This is a genomic window from Tunicatimonas pelagia, assembly GCF_030506325.1.
Taxonomy (GTDB): Bacteria; Bacteroidota; Bacteroidia; order Cytophagales; family Cyclobacteriaceae; genus Tunicatimonas; species Tunicatimonas pelagia.
In genome coordinates this window covers 5,360,780-5,376,926 of sequence record NZ_CP120683.1, presented here as the reverse complement: position 1 = coordinate 5,376,926, position 16,147 = coordinate 5,360,780, and the positions used below count along the sequence as shown (strand labels likewise).

Here is a 16,147-nt window from a genome sequence, read left to right as displayed (position 1 = left end):
GTTTAAAATTTAACAGATAAAGTAAGCCCGTACGTGCGGGGTGGAGAAATCAAAGCGTTTCGGTTGCCAGCCGGATTGAAGGCACTGGCGGCAGTACTCGGCGATGCGTACGCAATATAACGCTTGTCGGTAAGATTACGCATCCAGAACGTCAGATCAACATTACCCGGAAAGGAAAGACCAACACGGGTGTTGACCAGCCCGTAATTACCAATAGGCAGTTGGTTTTCCCGATCAGAAAAGGTCTCTCCGAACCGACGGTATTCGCCCCGGAGAGTGAGAGCCGTTTGCTCAGCGATAGGAATAACGTACTGCGCTGCGGTAAACAATGTGATTTGGGGCGCATTGACTAGGCGGTTTCCTTTCTAGCTGGAGATTTTTGATGGGTACCAGCGAGGTCTCAAATTCCAGTCCGTAAGAGGTAGCGTCGCCCACATTATCCAAGAAAGACTGATTGGCCCCTACCTGATTGAAAAATTGAAGGTCAGTCCACCCGATGTAGTAAGCCGTGGCTGCTATAAACACTCGGTTCTCTGATAAGGAAGATTTGAAGCCTACCTCCACGTTGTCCGAATACTCCGGATCAAACGTGAGATCTACTCCGGGTACATTCTGAAAGTTGACTCCACCGGGCCTAAACCCCCGGGTATAACTCAGGTACATTGCATTACGCTGATTCACGAAGTAGGTGAGAGCTATCTTGGGCGAAAGGGCACTGGAAGTAGCCTGATACGTCGAGTCGGGAATTGTGGTTGTTTCTTGCCCTTCGCTGAACGATGCGTTACTCAACGTATTCTCACGCCTTTCGTAATCATAACGCAAACCTGCGGTGAACTCTAGTTCTTCGGTGAGGCGGTACGAAGCCTGTCCGTAAGCTGCAAACCCTAAGTTCTGCCCTTCATTTTTAAAGATATCAGCTTGATCATCTGAGAAAAACAAAGCAATATTCGTGGTAGGCTCAAAGGCATTTTGACTAAAAAAGAACAATCCACCCGTGTAACTAAGCCTACGATCTGATGAACGAGAAGTGACTTTCACCTCTTGAGTAAATACCTGTTGCGGATCAGAACGCACCCCAATTTGCTCATCGGCGTAGGAACCGTAGTTAATACCAAAGTTTGCATCGTAAATATTATTGTAGCGTAGCCCAATTTGCTGAAATGTGGTGGTGGATGTAAGCGTAAAACTCGGGTGGTAATAGTTGGCCGATAGTGCGGTATTGATAATATCCCGGCGGTGCTCACCCACCCGGCCCAAGTTAATAGCATTCGGATTGGCTCGCGCCAAGCTATCAGTGCGCTGGTAGATGAAGAACCCGCTGGCATCTGAATCATCCAACTGCCCCTTCACATTGAGCGTGAGATCCCATTGCTTCGTAGGCAGCCACTTTAGAAAGATATTGCCGTAGGCCGAAAGCTGATCGCCCACACTAGCTCCCTGCGCTTCTTCCTGCGGAGCAATAGCACCCGTCGTATCGTTAGTTAAGAACCCGACATTATCCTCAAACAGCGCGGTGACTCCCAGAAATAATCGATCCTCAACCAACGGAGCTTTGAAACCGATGGCGTGACGCTGCTGCCGGATATCCGACAGGCTAAATTCATCTAAACCACCGAAGTGCCCGATACTGGTTTCGGCGAATATCTCGGTCTGATTGGTTGGCTGTCGGGTGGTAATATTAATCACTCCGCCCATCGCATTTCTTCCGAATAGTGTTCCTTGCGGCCCTCTTAATACCTCAATGCTCTCCACATCCACCAGTTGAAACCCATTGGCCAAAATATCTAGCTGATTCACCCCGTCTACGTAGGTGGCCACAGCGGGGTTTTCGCTAAAGACCGAGATACCCCGGATGCTCTGCACCTGCTGAAAACCTACCCCAATTTCCCCGTAAAAGTAATTAGGAATCAACCCGTTCAGGTCAGCTAACTCCCAGGTTCGGGTATCTTCTATTGTTGCAGCATCTAACGAAGTGACGGACAGCGGAGCTTCCAACAGGCGTTCCTCTCGCCGCTGGGCGGTTACCACTACCTCATCTAGTGATCGGGTGCTCTCAACCAAAGTAAAGTTCAGTGTAGTAACTCCATCAGCTACTACCACCGATTTAATCTGCTGCGCGTAGCCTACCCGCCGGGCGGATACCTGATAAGAACCTATTGAAGTGGATAGCGAAAAGCTACCATCGGCGCCGGTCACGGTGCCCCCGCTGGTATTTAATAGTGTAACGGTAACATTACCTAGCCCCTCACCCGTTGGGGTAATCACCCGTCCGCTAATAGTCTGGGCAAGGCTAGGTAGGGTTGTGATTAGTGCAAAAGCCAATCCAAGTAATACTTTTATCATAATTATGTAGTCTTTCATAAGTGCTCCCCGTAGTTAAGAGGATTGCATAGAGTGTGTGTTAAAAATTATAAATAAGGCTCACCATCCAGCGTTCGCGGGCTTCAATGTCAGCAATCGCATCGCTATTCATAGTTTGGGCAACCGGATTCTTTAGGGTAAATCCAACCGCTATATCTTGGTAGTAAACATCTAGCCCCGCCTGAGCAAACCAAGCTTCACCCCCGGTGTTCAGTTGCTTGAACCCTTCATCGGTATGCATTTCGGCGGCTTCGTAGTACATGCCTACGTTCGGTAGTAACGACCAGCTTTTCATCTGTCGCCAGTAGAAAAGTTGAGCCGAAGCACTCCACTGATTACCAAATTGGTACGCTTCAGGATTTTCAGTATTAAATTGTTGGGCGGCACCCAGATTGATTCCGTAGTTCTGGTAGCGCACGGTGTAAAGAGCATTTAGCACAAAATCAGTACTACCCGTGCCTAGCTGAAAGTTAGGGTTAACTAGTGTACCATTGTCCTCTTGCCGAAAATCCCCGGTAGGTAATTTAACCCCACCGCCCGCTAGCAGCGTATGCCGCCACGGATTCCCGACATCTTCCCCGGTATTTACCAGCGTGTAGTTAACCAGCACCGAAATATCGCCAATACCCGAAGCCGTCATTGTCTGATGACTGCCTCGCATAAAGTTGACAGAATAGGGTACGGAAGCAAATAACTGAACCCGCGGGGTGAGGTAGAACCTTCCCCACAGTTCAAGCTGGTGGTACGAATCATCGGAGTATTCCCGCTCCAGCAATTCGCTAGTGTGGTTCATTTGGGCAAAGAACGAACTGTAGTGCCAGCGAACCCCGACAAAGTGCTTATCAAACTGAGGCAAAATACCGAAGTAGTTACTTCCCAGGGAGCAACCGCACACATCGCAGGCTGAAGCGGGAGTAGTCGTAGCAATTACTAGAGAGAGCGAGAGGGCTAATCCGGTAATTATCCGAACGGTTTGTTGCAGAGATAACCCCTGCTTTGATACAGTCTTTATAAAACACCAACCACCCAACGCCGTCATTGCGAAGGTTTGGGCAATGCCCTGAGCGAAAGCAAACCCGTGGCAATCTTTCGCTCCGTAAGATTGCTTCGTTCGCAATGACGTTCTTATTCTGCTTATTCGGTATAAAATAGTTGTTTCCATTGGGTTATTGGGTATTCCGAAAGCGTTCATCGGCAATGAATTCGTAATCGGTAAGTGTTTCTAGAAAAGCGATAATTTGAGTTTGTTCTGCCCCGGTCATCGGGATGCCACGTTGGGTTTCACCGTTGAGTAGCGGATCTAGCGTAGGGGATTCCTGTACTCCGCTGGCATAATGCGCCAGCACTTCCTCCAGCGTTTTAAACCGAGCATTGTGCATATAGGGTGCCGTTCGGCCTATATTTCTAAGGCTAGGCACGCGAAACTTCCCTACATCATCGGGGTGCTCGGTAATTCGGGCTCGGCCTTCATCACTAAAGGTAGTGCTGATACCATTGTTGCGGAAACTGAAGTCGGAGAACAGCTCGCCACTGTGGCAAGCCCCACACTTCTCTTCAAACAAACGCATTCCTTGTAACTCTGTATCCGTTAGCGTTTCTCCTTCGTTCCGAACGTATTTATCATACTTAGAATTGGCCGAAACCATCATCACCATAAACTGGGAGAAGGCGTGAAGCATGAACGGAGAAGTGATAGTGTCAATCCCAAACGCTTGCTTAAACAAGGCCGGATACTCAGCATGTTGGTTGAGTTTATCTATTACGTTTGCTAAACTCTCATCCATCTCCAGCTCATTTGCAATGGCGTTGCTAGCCACAAAATCCAAGTGGGTCACTCCGCCGTCCCAGAAAAATCCCTCCTTAAACGCTAGGTTCGCCAGCGGCGGCGCGTTACGGATACCAAGCCGATCGTCAATGCCTATACTAAACGGATGCTGCGGTCCGTCGGCAAAAGCTAACCCTTGCTGATGACAATTATTGCACGAAACCGAGCCATCACGCGACAGGATGGGATCAAAAAATAATCGTTTGCCCAACTGAAAGCCCTCCGGCGTAACCGGATTATTCTTAAAGGTGTAGGTCGGTTCGGGAAAGTTCGCGGGCTTCTTAAACCGATAGGTGGCATCAATCACGCCCTCCTCTCCTTCCGCCTGGCAGGCAGCAAGTAGTAGTCCGGCTACTAGGAAAAATTTTGACCAAACGTAATCCAGTGAAGCGTGAGATCGCTTCCCCCGACGATCATCATGGAAACTAGAAGTCCACTTTAGAAGTCGTCGGGTTCGCGATGACGCACTTGGTTGGCTAATGCACATGATCTACGGTAAATGCTCCCGGAATCTCATCTGCCATTGGTATCGCTTTCACCGGAGAATGCACTTGATGCGTTTGGGTAAAGTCTACCGCGGCACCATTCAGTATTTCTAGCATATCGAAAAATATATGCACTTCAGGCTTTCTATCTTCCCGCACAGTAGCCACGTCGCCAAAATTCAGAGTTACGGTACGGGTGTTATCCACAAAATTGTCGCCTTCTTCCACCTCTTTCCAACCGCCTATGTGCAAGGCAAAAGCATTACCTTCTTCCGGTACCGCACTGGCGGATCCTTCTATGGTCAGGTGGATGTAACCAGAGTTCCACGTCCAAAAAGTACCTCGAGTCTGATCCAACACTCCTCCGGCGGCTCCGTCTTGCACCCCTTCTTCGGGAACCCCTACCATAAAAGTAACCTGATTGTAATCGCCCGCAGGAACATTTTCCAAGGCGAGTACGTGGGTATCTGGATCACTTTCCGACACCTCGTAGTAGCCCCGCACTTCGTCGGCACTCGCCCCGGCGTTCATTTCGTCTTCAAACGTAGCACCATCCAGGCCTTCCAGTTTGATATTGCTGATGTAGTAACGAAAGGTTGATAGGTTAAACTCCTGCCCAGCTCCGGTAGTGTAGCGATAATCGGTAGAACCTTCCGGATCAATTTGCATAGGCTGCGTACCTACGTAGTTATCAAATTTAATAGCGAGTGCCCCAGTGGCATTGGGAGATGGCGTAGCGTTGTCGTCGTCTTGACAAGCTGTAAATAGAGTAATAGCTAACAAGCAAAGTATAGAAAATGAATATCGTTTCATGGTAATGATTATGATTATTGACGAATAATGTGTCGCAGATCAGTAAGGCCATTGACTGTTACTCACCAAAGAATAGAGTTATAGATAATAGAAGAAGACTACTTCCTGGCGAAAGCTAGGTAAGGCGACAAGCTCTTGTAGTTATTATTACCGAGCGCATTGTTTCAGCATACGGATGCTAATCGTCGCAAAATACCCGTAGCAATACGGACTAAAGAACAATTATTAGTCGATTACCCATTTTGACTCACTAAGAAAGTAGATAGAAAAGAATCGGCTATCCTTGGGGTGGATGAAAAATAGATACCGGATAACCGGAAGAAAAGAAAACGAACCTATCCAAGTGGATGGAAGACTCGGACAGATACTGATCCGATGAAAGATGCAGTAGTTGAACTACTACGTACACCGATAAATCAATTTCTAAAGTAGGCGCGGGTAGATTAGCATCCGAGGAAGATGGAGCCTCGGCCTGCATCATAGCTACCTGTTTGTCAACAAAACAGCGCCCGCCGCAAACCGCAATAGGCTGATCCTGATTTTGACACAGTACGTTAGCGTAGTAATCCTGCCGTAGCTTAAAATCTAAATATGTTAAGGGAATAGCCAGAACGTTTAGGCTCATCAGAGCACACAGACTTAAGGCAATATGGGGTATCCAGCTTCTCAACTTACTGACGAAGGTAGGAGCCAAAGGTGAAGGCTACAAGCATTAGGTGTTGTTTTTTTCTAGAATCGAATTATTCGTAAATTTCCCCTTATGAAAGCAAGACGAAACTTTATTAAAACGGCCACTGCCGGAATAACTGCTCTGACCTCCGCCCCGCTAGTAGCGGGAGAACGATGGCTACAACCTACTGCACCACATCAACAATCATCAGTGCAAGATGCCCTCCGGTTTATTACGATAGAAGATGCCGAAATCATCAAACTGAAATTTGATAAGAAAACCCCGCGCACCTGGAACGCCATTAAAGAATCTGGAGGTAGCTATCCGTCTACCACCTTCTTGAAAATTACAACCAACGAAGGCATTACCGGTTACGCGGTTACCAAAGGCTCAGATAAAGATGTGCTTAGTTTCATTAAAAAAATTAAGGGACTAAACCTGATGAATACCGAGCAGGTATGGCATCATATGTTCTTCCACAACCGTAAGCCAGTGGCTAAAGGTAAAGAGATCCATGCTATTGGTAGTGTTGATCTTTGTGTGTGGGATATTGTGGGCAAAGCACTCGGGTTACCCGTACACAAAGTACTGGGCACGTTTCGGGAGCAAATTCCGGTGTACGCTGCGGGAGGCTATTACGCCGAAGGAAAAGGCATTCCCGAATTGGTAAAAGAAATGGAGGGCTACGTAGCCGAGGGATATAAAGTAGTGAAAATGAAGATTGGCTACTTAGATGCGAAAGCCGATGCCGAACGTACCCGCGCGGTGGTGAATGCCCTAGGCGATAGTGCGCGCGTAATGGTCGATGCCAATAACGGCTATGCTTCCGCTTACGAAGCGATTCGCTACGGACGCATGGTAGAGGATTTAGACTTGTACTGGTTTGAAGAGCCGGTAGCCCCCGACGACTGGCGAGGGAATGCTGAGGTACGGAAAGAATTGGATATTCCGGTAGTAGCCGGTGAGAACGAATATACTCGCTGGGGTGCCCGTGACTTGGTGGAAAACCACTCCTGCGATATTATTAACATCGATACCATTAAGGGGGGCGGACTCACCGAAATGCACAAGATTGCTGCTCTTTGCTCAGCCTACCATATTCCGGTAGCCCCGCACGGCTTTGCCCATATGAACGTTCATGCAGTAGCTTCTATCTCGAATGCGCTGATTCTAGAAACCTACCCCGCCAAAGCCCGTGATTTCAACCCAGCCCTTACGGCGTTTCCCATCAAAGACGGACACATCGCTGCCCCCAGCGAACCCGGACTAGGCATGGATCCCGACGCTACGCTGGTGAAGAAGTATAAAGTGTAGCTAGTGCCAACAATAGAGGATATTCCGATAAACTTCTAAGGTTCGTGGTGTCACGAACCTCGGGGTAAATAATTATCAGAATAAAGTTTAATGTAACAGATACAAGGTGTATATAGATTTTATCTAAACATTGACAGTAGTAATAAATAGCTACAGCGCAAAATGGCAAGACCCGATAGAATATATTTATACAGAATCCCTCACATAGATAATCTAAATTTCATTCTGGAATCGGGTAAATTGACTTGCCCTAATCATACTTATTGCGATCCAAATTATATAGGAATTGGTGATACAACTCTAATTGGCAGCAGGAGTTCAAAGAAAATTAATATCGAACCAAAAGGGAATTTTACAGATTATGTGTCATTCTATTTCGGAGCAAGGTCACCAATGCTATACGCAATTCAAAAGGAAACAGGCAGAATTTCTTGTTTTCAAAGAGTTGCCCTTATCTGCTTTGATAGGAGTTATAGTTCACAGTGAAGCAGCAAAACGTACAGCTTTAACTAAATTTGCAGAGTATAACTTTACCTGTAGTGTTATTGTAAAACCTAATTTCTACTATTGATATGATCCGTTATACGAATGGGGATATAATCCAAGCTGATGTTGAGGCTTTAGTCAATACCGTAAATACCGTAGGTGTAATGGGTAAAGGCCTTGCTTTGTCATTCAAAAAGGCATTCCCACAGAACTTTAAGATATACAAAAAACTTTGTGAAGATAATAAATTTGATATCGGTGACTTGCTGATAACCAATACGGGGTGTTTAAGCCCAAAGTATATTGTGAATTTTCCTAAAAAAAACATTGGAGGGGACGATCTAAGATCGAGTTCATTGAAATTGGAATGAAAGAATCGGTTAAGTTAATAGGTGATAGCTTACAATGAGTCAAACTTAACAACAGAGCAGAGTTATAGGTTAGATGAAGTTCAAAGCCTAATTGAAGGATTTGAATCTCCCTACGGGTTAGAATTGCTTGCAACTGTTGATTTTATCTTTCAACAAGAAAAAATAGAAGATACTGAGAAGATAACAGAGCAGATTAGGAGTTGGACAAAAAGAAAAGAGGGATTAATGAAACCTTTCCATATCAAAGTAGCCCACCAAAGATTGAAAGAATATTACCGCCAACACAGGTTATGATATCTATGCTCCTGACGGCGCACCATACAAGCAGTTACGTAAATACTATATATCTTAATCCTACGAAGGGTATACTCTATTTTCTATTATGCACTTTATCCTGTACCTTCACGATTAATAAGTTCTTTACTTAATTTCTTTATCAAAACGATAATGGTCCTCAACGAAAGGCAAGGATAATAGGGAATCGCGTGTAAATCGCGAGCTGACGCGCAACTGTGAGTCCGATCTGCCCAACTACGAGCAGATAGTTATGCCAAGCTTCATAATGCCATTGCCCACCTGAGGTGGATGAGAAGGCGAAGCAGGGTCGGATACAGCCAGGAGACCTGCCGCTATCGTTCCCATTCCCGGCTTGGTGCCGGAAGGGAATTTGACCGTGCTTTCGCGTTCACGAAGCGTCGTCAGATCAGCTAACCACTCCTACGGCGGGTTGCCGATCAGAAAAGGTATGCCCTTTTCTCACTGTTGGTGCTGTTCTCCACGATATTTCTAAAGTCCGGTGAAGTTGAGCTAAGGAGCTTTTAATGAATGTTTTATTTCTTAAAAGCTTTAGCATGAAAACGCACAATTTGGGCTACCCACGTATGGGCAGTCACCGCCAACTCAAACGCGCCTGTGAGCGATACTGGGCGGGCAGAATTACGAATGACGAACTTCAGAGCACCGCCCGCACCCTGCGGCACCAGCATTGGCAACTCCAGCAAGAAGCCGGTATTGACCTGATTCCCAGTAACGACTTTTCGTTCTACGACCAAGTACTGGATATGACGCTAGCAGTGGGGGCTGTTCCCGAACGTTACGCTCCTCTTCAGGGTAGAGAAGAAATAACTGATCTGGACTTGTACTTTGCTATGGCACGAGGCTACCAACGGGATGACCTCGATATTACGGCGATGGAAATGACCAAGTGGTTTGATACCAACTATCACTTTATTGTCCCAGAATTTCAGCGAGACCAGACGTTCCAGTTAACTTCTACCAAAATTCTGGACGAGTTTAACGAAGCGCAAGCAATGGGAATCGTTACTAAGCCTGTTATCATCGGGCCAGTAACCTACCTATGGTTAGGTAAAGAAAAAGAAGGTGATTTTCACCGAGTAGAACTCCTCGATCGGCTATTGCCAGTGTACCATCAAATTCTTAAATCGCTAGTGGAAGCGGGCGCAGTTTACGTTCAGTTGGATGAGCCTTGTTTGGCTAACAATTTATCCGAGCGGGAACGACAAGCGTTGCAGGTTGCTTACCAAAGTTTTCAGCAAAAATTTCCGCAGTTGAAGATTATTCTGGCTAATTACTTTGACTGCTACGGCGATAATCTTTCTACCGCCCTTTCGCTACCCGTTCATACGCTGCACCTCGATCTGGTTCGCTGTCCGTCCCAGCTCGACGATATTCTTGATTCAGGAAAATTACCGGAGAAAACCACCCTATCGTTAGGTGTAGTGGATGGGCGTAACATCTGGAAGAACGATTACGAACAATCGTTGCAACCAATCCGGCAGACAACCAATCGTATCGGCACTGAGCGGGTGATGATTGCTCCCTCCTGCTCCCTGCTACACGCGCCGGCTGATCTAAATTCGGAAAGCGGTACCTCAAAAATTAGCTCTATTCGCCCCTGGCTGGCCTTTGCTAAGCAAAAACTTACTGAGGTAGTTACGCTGAGTCAATTAGCGCAAATTGAGGATCGCACCCAACAGCCAGCGTATCAGGAGAACCAGCGGGCAATCCAAACCCGACGGGACTCACCACTCGTTCACCGAACTGAGGTGCAGCAACGAATGGCAACAGTTACTGAAGCCGATGCCCAACGTCAGTCTCCCTTTGCCCACCGTAAGGTACAGCAGCAAAGCCTCAACTTACCGCAGTTTCCAACTACGACTATTGGTTCATTTCCGCAAACGAAGGAAGTACGACAGCAACGGGCGAAGTTTAAGAAAAATGAGATTACAGAAGAGCAGTATCTCAGCTTTCTTCATCAGGAAACCGAGCGAGCTATTCGCTGGCAAGAAGATGTGGGCTTAGACGTGCTGGTTCACGGTGAATTTGAGCGTAACGATATGGTAGAGCACTTCGGCGAACAGCTCGAGGGCTTTGCTTTTACCGAGTTAGGTTGGGTGCAGAGCTACGGCTCCCGCTGTGTAAAGCCACCCATTATCTACGGCGATGTATTGCGCCCTACCCCGATGACTGTGGAGTGGACAACCTACGCCCAGTCGCTCACCCCACGTTTGGTAAAGGGAATGCTCACTGGGCCAGTCACCATTTTACAGTGGTCGTTCGTGCGGGATGACCAGCCCCGCGCTACTACCTGCACTCAGATTGCCCTCGCCATCCGAGATGAGGTAACGGACTTGGAGCAAGCAGGCATTCGGGTAATTCAGGTTGATGAACCTGCCTTACGGGAAGGCTTACCACTGCATCAAGCAGATTGGGGTGAGTATTTACGCTGGGCAGTGCAGACATTCCGCTTGGCTACCAGTAGTGTGAGCGATGAAACTCAGATTCATACCCATATGTGCTATTCGGAGTTCAATGATATTATTGAGAGCATTGCAGCTTTGGATGCCGACGTAATTACCATTGAGTGCTCACGGTCGCAGATGGAGTTACTCGACACTTTTGCTGATTTTCAGTATCCCAATGATATTGGACCCGGGGTGTACGACATCCACTCACCTCGGGTACCTTCCGAGACGGAGATTGTGCAGTTGTTGGAAAAGGCCCAAGCAGTACTGCCAGCTAGCCAGTTATGGGTGAACCCTGACTGCGGACTGAAGACCCGCGGGTGGAACGAGACGAAGCATGCACTAGAGGCAATGGTCTCCGCTGCTCAGCAACTACGTCAGTCAATCAGTGAACCTGTTTAATAATTACGCTCAGTCATTAACTTGGCTGAGCTTATTTTCTTACTTTAGATGTTATTATGAATAAGTCACCTTTATCCAAACAATTTCCCATCCATTGTGCTGACGTATACCTTTGGCAGCAAAACCTCTCCTCTCAGCCATTCTCATCGGCTGACTGGAAAATGCTAGGTCAGTTCCAACGCACGTATCGCTGGAATGTGGATTTGGCTTCCCTGCTGGATCAATCCTACGAAGCATTAGTATTGACTGATCCGCAGCAGTCAATTCAGTGGGTGAGTGAGGGATTTATTACCATGACTGGTTACTCACCTCAGTCGGTTATTCACCGAAAACCCCGAATACTTCAGGGCAAAGCTACCTCAAATGAAAGCAAAACCCGCATTCGGACAAAACTAAAGGTTGCGGAACCATTCCAGGAGGTTATCGTTAACTACCGCCGTAGCGGTGAGCCGTACCGCTGTCATCTGAGCATTTTTCCGATGAAAGACTCCGACGGTGCTTTACAACATTTCTTAGCCTTAGAAAAGGAAGTGGCATGAGCCGAGAAGAGCGCGTTAAGCAATCCGAAACCCGCATTTTCAAAGCAGTATTTCCAAGCACTACCAATCACTACGATACGCTATTCGGCGGAACAGCCCTGCAACTTATGGATGAAGTAGCCTTTATTGCGGCCACTCGGTACAGCCGACAGCGAATGGTTACCGTTAGTAGCGATGCAATCAATTTTACGCGACCCATTCCGGCGGGTACCATTATTGAGCTAGTGGGCACGGTTGCTCAGGTGGGCAATACCAGCCTGAAGGTGCAGGTTGATATTTACATTGAGCAGATGTACTCCGAAGATCGGGAAAAAGCTATCGGTGGTCAGTTTACCCTAGTAGCCATTGATGAAAGTAAAAACCCGATCAGCATTCGGTAGCTTATTCTTCTAAGAAGCATCGGCGGGCATTGCCACCCACGACTGGCACCAGCCGTTCGGGTGAATTGGACCTTTTATCAGTTGGCAGCCACCGCAGGTTCCTTCTTGCTCAGTTGGTTGCCAAAAACGGCAGTTCGTACAAACTTGCCCTTCTTTCTCACTCTGGGCTACGTATTTCAGTTGCTCTCGCATGGCAATCTCCTGTTCGGTTAAGCCCGATAGATCATCGCAGGCATCGGCTTCCAATTGGGTAGGAACCGGCTCCTTCTCTGCTACTACAGGCTCCGACTCAGTAGCTGGCTCTTCAGTCGTAGTAGCCGACTCTCGGTCAGATGGACCGGAGCAAGCACTAAGCCAAGTACTTCCGATCACTACTGCTGCACCTAACTTACTTACATCCGCCAGAAATTCCTTTCGGGTTTGTTTTTTAATATTCATCAGATTATTGGTTTTTATTCTTTTGATTTGGCCAAGTGATTTCCTACCATAAGTCCGATAGCGAGCATTGCCCCAAGCACAATGATAATGAGTAAATAGATACTAACATCTGCCGTTGCACCCATTAGCACTGAGTGAACCAAACCGTAAACGCAAGCAGCTTCAAGCAATACCGCACTGGCCATCAGAAAAATCACCAAAGCCGGCAAGGCCGTCACAATCTTTTTCAGTCGAGTCATGCTCGGGTTTCCAATTCAAACTTGCATAAGGAACTAACCTATTTTAGGCTTGTTCATTCCGGTAGCTTATTCAGAATTTTTCTAAAATGGATCGTCAGCAAACAAAAAATAATCTTTTTCACGGTTAGGAAGGGCATATTGTAATGCAACTTATTTGCATATTTACTATTTTTACCAGCATGAACACTACAGCGGTAAAGGAAATACTGCACGAGCATCAGCTTCGTATCACCGCTGGGCGTTGCGATGTCATCAAACTCTTCTTAGCATCAAGCTACGCTTTATCGGCAAAGGATTTAGAAAACCAGTTGCCCCAATACGACCGGGTGACCCTCTATCGGACGCTACACACTTTTATCGAGAAAGGAATTTTGCACCTCATTCCGCACGATGGTGGCTTGGCTTACTTCGGCCTTTCAGGCACTATCCGGCAGCGACTTACTAATCAAAAACCACCTACAGCCGTTCACCACTCTGACCATATTCATTTTACGTGTACTGTCTGCGGACGAACTGAATGCCTGCCCGAACATCTGGTGCCAAAAATAACTCTTCCTAAAAATTATCAAATTGACGAAGTAGCTCTAGTGGTGAAAGGGCAATGCCAAGCCTGCTACAAATGAAGTTATTCGCTACGCTAGTGGGCGTTATTGCCATAATTACAGGCAGCTTTTCCCAAGTGCCCCCTACGGACTCGTGTCAATACCAAGTAGCAGGCCAAGTGCTTGACATCAGCAGTCAGCAACCACTAGCCTTTGCTTCGGTACAGATAGAAGGCACAACCCGGGGGGCAGTTACCAACGAAGCGGGTTACTTTCAAATCACTCAAGTATGCTATCGGGAATTTGACTTGGTGATTTCTTTTGTAGGATACAAAACAGTAATTCATCACCACGATCCCTTTCACAAAAACCCACAAATCTTCCTGGCTCCTGATAGCCTTACTTTAAAAAGTGTGGTCATAGAGGAAGAAGCCCTGACCGGCGAACTTTTCTCCAGCTCCGTCAGTGAACTATCTACGCAAGATTTAGCTACGTATCAATCGCAGTCATTAGGAGATCTGGCCAGTAAGATTACGGGTGTTTCAGTCTTGAAGACTGGGCAAAATATCGCTAAACCAATTATTCACGGCTTGCACAGCAACCGAGTACTAGTGGTAAACAACGGTGTTCGGCACGAATTTCAGAATTGGGGGTCGGAGCACGCCCCCGAAATTGACCCGTCGTTAGCGGAAAATATTAAAGTGGTGAAAGGAGCCGCCACGGTTCGTTACGGCCCCGAAGCCTTGGGTGGGGTACTGTTGATTGAACCACCTAAAATGGATTTTCTGACTTCCTTCCAAGGTGAAATTCAAGCGGTAGGTCAATCCAACGGGAGGTCGGGGGAAGGAACGGTGCAACTACAAAAGGGCTTTCATCGCGTTGCCTTCTTGGGTCAGGCTTCGGTAGTACAACAGGGTGACCTACACACCCCGGATTATCAACTGACCAACACTGGAAAAAAAGAACAGAGTGGGGCTTTTACTACCCGATTCCACTACGGAAACATTGATCTAGTAGCTCATTTCAGCCACTTCGACCAAGAACTAGGCATATTGCGAAGTGCCGTAACCGGAAATCTGATAGATTTAGTGAACGCCATTGAGCAAACTCCGCCACCGCTTACGCAGCCATTTTCCTACGGCATCAGCAATCCTCGACAGCGGGTACGCCACAATATGGCAAAAATTCGGGGGCAGTGGTTCGGCAATAACCAGTCTGTAGAAATTCAGTACGCTATTCAGCAAAATAATCGACAAGAATTTGACGTACGGCGGGGCACCATCAATCTACGTCCGGCCATTGATTTACAGCTTATCTCTCACTCACTGGATGCTGCGTGGGAACACCCTTCCTTTCACCAGTGGGAAGGGCGATTAGGAGCGCAAGGCTTGGTTCAGGATAATAATAACCTACCCGGCACCAGTACTATTCCCTTTATTCCTAACTACAATGTTAATCGCATCGGTTTGTATTTAATTGAGCGACGTCCCTTGGGAAACGACTGGGTAGAAGCTGGCATTCGCTACGATTACCAAACGATGTCTATCCGGGGCAGAAACTCGCGTAACGATGTGTATCGCAATAATCTAAACTTTCAGAACATAACCGCTACCTTAGGGTTGGTAAAACAGCTTAGCGATTACGAAACTTTCCGCACCAACCTGGGTACTGCTTGGCGTCCGCCCAACGTATCTGAGTTGTATAGTTTTGGTCGCCATCAGACTTCTATTGATTATGGTTTATGGAGGCATCGCTTTGGAGAAGATGGCTCAATAGATACCGATAATGTTTTAGATGAGAACGACCGTCCCGCTCCTTCTGAGGTGGGCTTTAAATGGATTGGTACTTACGAATCTACTCGCGAAAGTCAGCAAACTGAGGTGACGGCTTACATCAATTACATCCAAAACTATATTTATACCAAGCCCGCTGGCATTACCCAGACTATCCGCGGCGCATTTCCCTTTTTCATTTATGACCAAGATGATGCCCTACTGATGGGAGTAGATGCCAGCACGACCCTAGAGCACGCGCACCAATTGTCATCCAAACTCCAGGGAAGCTATGTATGGGCTAAGAATGTAACCCGTAACGAATACTTTGTGGGATTACCTCCCGCCAACGTGCAGTATCAATTATCGCAAAGATTAGGAAAATGGGGTGTGCTGAGTGAATCTTCGTGGAGTGTTAGTGCCAATTATACTTTTCGGCAGTTTCAGGCTCCTCGCACTATTCCAGCTCGAGAGCTTGAAGCAGCTGAACGGAATATATTCGCCGAGAATGATGCTATCTTCGATCTTCTTCCTCCCCCCAATGGGTATTTTCTGCTCGATTTGTCTTGGTCAGGACAGATTGACCATTTCACGCTAGGGGTACAAATCCAAAATACCTTGAACACCTCGTATCGTAACTACACCGATCGACTGCGATACTTTGCCGACGAAACCGGGCGCAATTTCCTTCTCTCTTTAAAATACAGTTTTTAATTGATAGGTGATAACGAAGCTAGATACTTAC

The 16,147-nt window shown here is 47.0% G+C and carries 17 protein-coding genes, 1 pseudogene and 1 riboswitch; of the genes and pseudogenes, 10 read left to right on the top strand and 8 right to left on the bottom strand.

The genetic code is table 11. The features are described from left to right. Positions 1–2 precede the first annotated feature (2 nt). The 6 genes from P0M28_RS22970 to P0M28_RS22945 form a co-directional block, all read right to left on the bottom strand. A complete protein-coding gene (locus tag P0M28_RS22970; protein WP_302205447.1) occupies positions 3–329 on the bottom strand; it encodes a TonB-dependent receptor in 327 nt (108 codons plus the stop codon). Then, positions 292–2,361 (bottom strand): TonB-dependent receptor, encoded by a 2,070-nt coding sequence (locus P0M28_RS22965; protein ID WP_302205446.1) that lies wholly within the window; start codon positions 2,359–2,361, stop codon positions 292–294. Before P0M28_RS22965 ends, P0M28_RS22970 begins: the two co-directional genes overlap by 38 nt. 40 nt (positions 2,362–2,401) lie before the next feature. Then, positions 2,402–3,523 carry a hypothetical protein gene (locus tag P0M28_RS22960; RefSeq protein WP_302205445.1) on the bottom strand — a complete coding sequence of 374 codons (1,122 nt, stop codon included), beginning with the start codon at positions 3,521–3,523 and terminating at the stop codon, positions 2,402–2,404. 4 nt (positions 3,524–3,527) lie between these two features. Continuing rightward, on the bottom strand, positions 3,528–4,673 hold the full coding sequence (locus P0M28_RS22955) for a cytochrome-c peroxidase (RefSeq protein ID WP_302205444.1): 1,146 nt from the start codon (positions 4,671–4,673) through the stop codon (positions 3,528–3,530). Continuing rightward, entirely contained in the window at positions 4,663–5,484 is an 822-nt protein-coding gene (locus tag P0M28_RS22950) for an MbnP family protein (RefSeq protein ID WP_302205442.1), read from the bottom strand. Before P0M28_RS22950 ends, P0M28_RS22955 begins: the two co-directional genes overlap by 11 nt. A gap of 277 nt (positions 5,485–5,761) precedes the next feature. Next, positions 5,762–6,109 carry a hypothetical protein gene (locus P0M28_RS22945; protein WP_302205440.1) on the bottom strand — a complete coding sequence of 116 codons (348 nt, stop codon included), beginning with the start codon at positions 6,107–6,109 and terminating at the stop codon, positions 5,762–5,764. A gap of 135 nt (positions 6,110–6,244) precedes the next feature. Between P0M28_RS22945 and P0M28_RS22940 the strand changes: the two genes are divergently transcribed. The 8 genes and pseudogenes from P0M28_RS22940 (at position 6,245) to P0M28_RS22915 (ending at position 12,411) form a co-directional block, all read left to right on the top strand. Further along, positions 6,245–7,468 carry a mandelate racemase/muconate lactonizing enzyme family protein gene (locus P0M28_RS22940; RefSeq protein WP_302205439.1) on the top strand — a complete coding sequence of 408 codons (1,224 nt, stop codon included), beginning with the start codon at positions 6,245–6,247 and terminating at the stop codon, positions 7,466–7,468. 162 nt (positions 7,469–7,630) lie between these two features. Next, positions 7,631–7,882 (top strand): annotated as a pseudogene (locus P0M28_RS31165) (DarT ssDNA thymidine ADP-ribosyltransferase family protein); the annotation flags it as partial. Continuing rightward, complete coding sequence (locus tag P0M28_RS31160) at positions 7,830–8,039, top strand: DarT ssDNA thymidine ADP-ribosyltransferase family protein (RefSeq protein WP_367281881.1); 210 nt, start codon at positions 7,830–7,832, stop codon at positions 8,037–8,039. The pseudogene P0M28_RS31165 and the gene P0M28_RS31160, both read left to right, overlap by 53 nt. Position 8,040: 1 nt before the next feature. Beyond that, a complete protein-coding gene (locus tag P0M28_RS22935) occupies positions 8,041–8,325 on the top strand; it encodes a macro domain-containing protein (RefSeq protein WP_302205438.1) in 285 nt (94 codons plus the stop codon). Positions 8,326–8,346: 21 nt separating this feature from the next. Next, positions 8,347–8,619, top strand: coding sequence for a hypothetical protein (locus P0M28_RS22930; protein WP_302205437.1), 273 nt, complete (start codon positions 8,347–8,349; stop codon positions 8,617–8,619). A gap of 137 nt (positions 8,620–8,756) precedes the next feature. Next, positions 8,757–8,970, top strand: a riboswitch (cobalamin riboswitch). A 206-nt stretch (positions 8,971–9,176) separates the two neighbouring features. Further along, a complete protein-coding gene (metE, locus tag P0M28_RS22925; RefSeq protein ID WP_302205435.1) occupies positions 9,177–11,492 on the top strand; it encodes a 5-methyltetrahydropteroyltriglutamate--homocysteine S-methyltransferase in 2,316 nt (771 codons plus the stop codon). 56 nt (positions 11,493–11,548) lie between these two features. Then, entirely contained in the window at positions 11,549–12,031 is a 483-nt protein-coding gene (locus P0M28_RS22920; RefSeq protein ID WP_302205433.1) for a PAS domain-containing protein, read from the top strand. Continuing rightward, positions 12,028–12,411 (top strand): acyl-CoA thioesterase, encoded by a 384-nt coding sequence (locus tag P0M28_RS22915; protein WP_302205432.1) that lies wholly within the window; start codon positions 12,028–12,030, stop codon positions 12,409–12,411. Before P0M28_RS22920 ends, P0M28_RS22915 begins: the two co-directional genes overlap by 4 nt. Positions 12,412–12,420: 9 nt before the next feature. On the opposite strand, the gene P0M28_RS22910 is transcribed toward P0M28_RS22915, so the two are convergent. Continuing rightward, complete coding sequence (locus P0M28_RS22910; protein ID WP_302205430.1) at positions 12,421–12,849, bottom strand: high-potential iron-sulfur protein; 429 nt, start codon at positions 12,847–12,849, stop codon at positions 12,421–12,423. A 14-nt stretch (positions 12,850–12,863) separates the two neighbouring features. After that, complete coding sequence (locus tag P0M28_RS22905) at positions 12,864–13,088, bottom strand: hypothetical protein (protein ID WP_302205428.1); 225 nt, start codon at positions 13,086–13,088, stop codon at positions 12,864–12,866. Positions 13,089–13,267: 179 nt separating this feature from the next. Here P0M28_RS22905 and P0M28_RS22900 point away from each other — a divergent pair, with 179 nt between their 5' ends. Then, positions 13,268–13,711, top strand: a complete 444-nt coding sequence (locus P0M28_RS22900) for a Fur family transcriptional regulator (protein ID WP_302205427.1) — start codon at positions 13,268–13,270, stop codon at positions 13,709–13,711. Continuing rightward, positions 13,708–16,116 (top strand): TonB-dependent receptor, encoded by a 2,409-nt coding sequence (locus P0M28_RS22895; protein ID WP_302205425.1) that lies wholly within the window; start codon positions 13,708–13,710, stop codon positions 16,114–16,116. Before P0M28_RS22900 ends, P0M28_RS22895 begins: the two co-directional genes overlap by 4 nt. Positions 16,117–16,147: the final 31 nt, after the last annotated feature.

Excerpts from the sequence above, each read along its gene's own strand:
- P0M28_RS22965 (WP_302205446.1), bottom strand. The coding sequence starts at position 2,361 with ATGAAAGACTACATAATTATGATAAAAGTATTACTTGGATTGGCTTTT.
- P0M28_RS22960 (WP_302205445.1), bottom strand. The coding sequence starts at position 3,523 with ATGGAAACAACTATTTTATACCGAATAAGCAGAATAAGAACGTCATTG.
- P0M28_RS22955 (WP_302205444.1), bottom strand. The coding sequence starts at position 4,673 with ATGTGCATTAGCCAACCAAGTGCGTCATCGCGAACCCGACGACTTCTA.
- P0M28_RS22950 (WP_302205442.1), bottom strand. The coding sequence starts at position 5,484 with ATGAAACGATATTCATTTTCTATACTTTGCTTGTTAGCTATTACTCTA.
- P0M28_RS22945 (WP_302205440.1), bottom strand. The coding sequence starts at position 6,109 with ATGAGCCTAAACGTTCTGGCTATTCCCTTAACATATTTAGATTTTAAG.
- P0M28_RS22940 (WP_302205439.1), top strand. The coding sequence starts at position 6,245 with ATGAAAGCAAGACGAAACTTTATTAAAACGGCCACTGCCGGAATAACT.
- P0M28_RS31160 (WP_367281881.1), top strand. The coding sequence starts at position 7,830 with ATGTGTCATTCTATTTCGGAGCAAGGTCACCAATGCTATACGCAATTC.
- P0M28_RS22935 (WP_302205438.1), top strand. The coding sequence starts at position 8,041 with ATGATCCGTTATACGAATGGGGATATAATCCAAGCTGATGTTGAGGCT.
- metE (WP_302205435.1), top strand. The coding sequence starts at position 9,177 with ATGAAAACGCACAATTTGGGCTACCCACGTATGGGCAGTCACCGCCAA.
- P0M28_RS22920 (WP_302205433.1), top strand. The coding sequence starts at position 11,549 with ATGAATAAGTCACCTTTATCCAAACAATTTCCCATCCATTGTGCTGAC.
- P0M28_RS22915 (WP_302205432.1), top strand. The coding sequence starts at position 12,028 with ATGAGCCGAGAAGAGCGCGTTAAGCAATCCGAAACCCGCATTTTCAAA.
- P0M28_RS22910 (WP_302205430.1), bottom strand. The coding sequence starts at position 12,849 with ATGAATATTAAAAAACAAACCCGAAAGGAATTTCTGGCGGATGTAAGT.
- P0M28_RS22905 (WP_302205428.1), bottom strand. The coding sequence starts at position 13,088 with ATGACTCGACTGAAAAAGATTGTGACGGCCTTGCCGGCTTTGGTGATT.
- P0M28_RS22900 (WP_302205427.1), top strand. The coding sequence starts at position 13,268 with ATGAACACTACAGCGGTAAAGGAAATACTGCACGAGCATCAGCTTCGT.
- P0M28_RS22895 (WP_302205425.1), top strand. The coding sequence starts at position 13,708 with ATGAAGTTATTCGCTACGCTAGTGGGCGTTATTGCCATAATTACAGGC.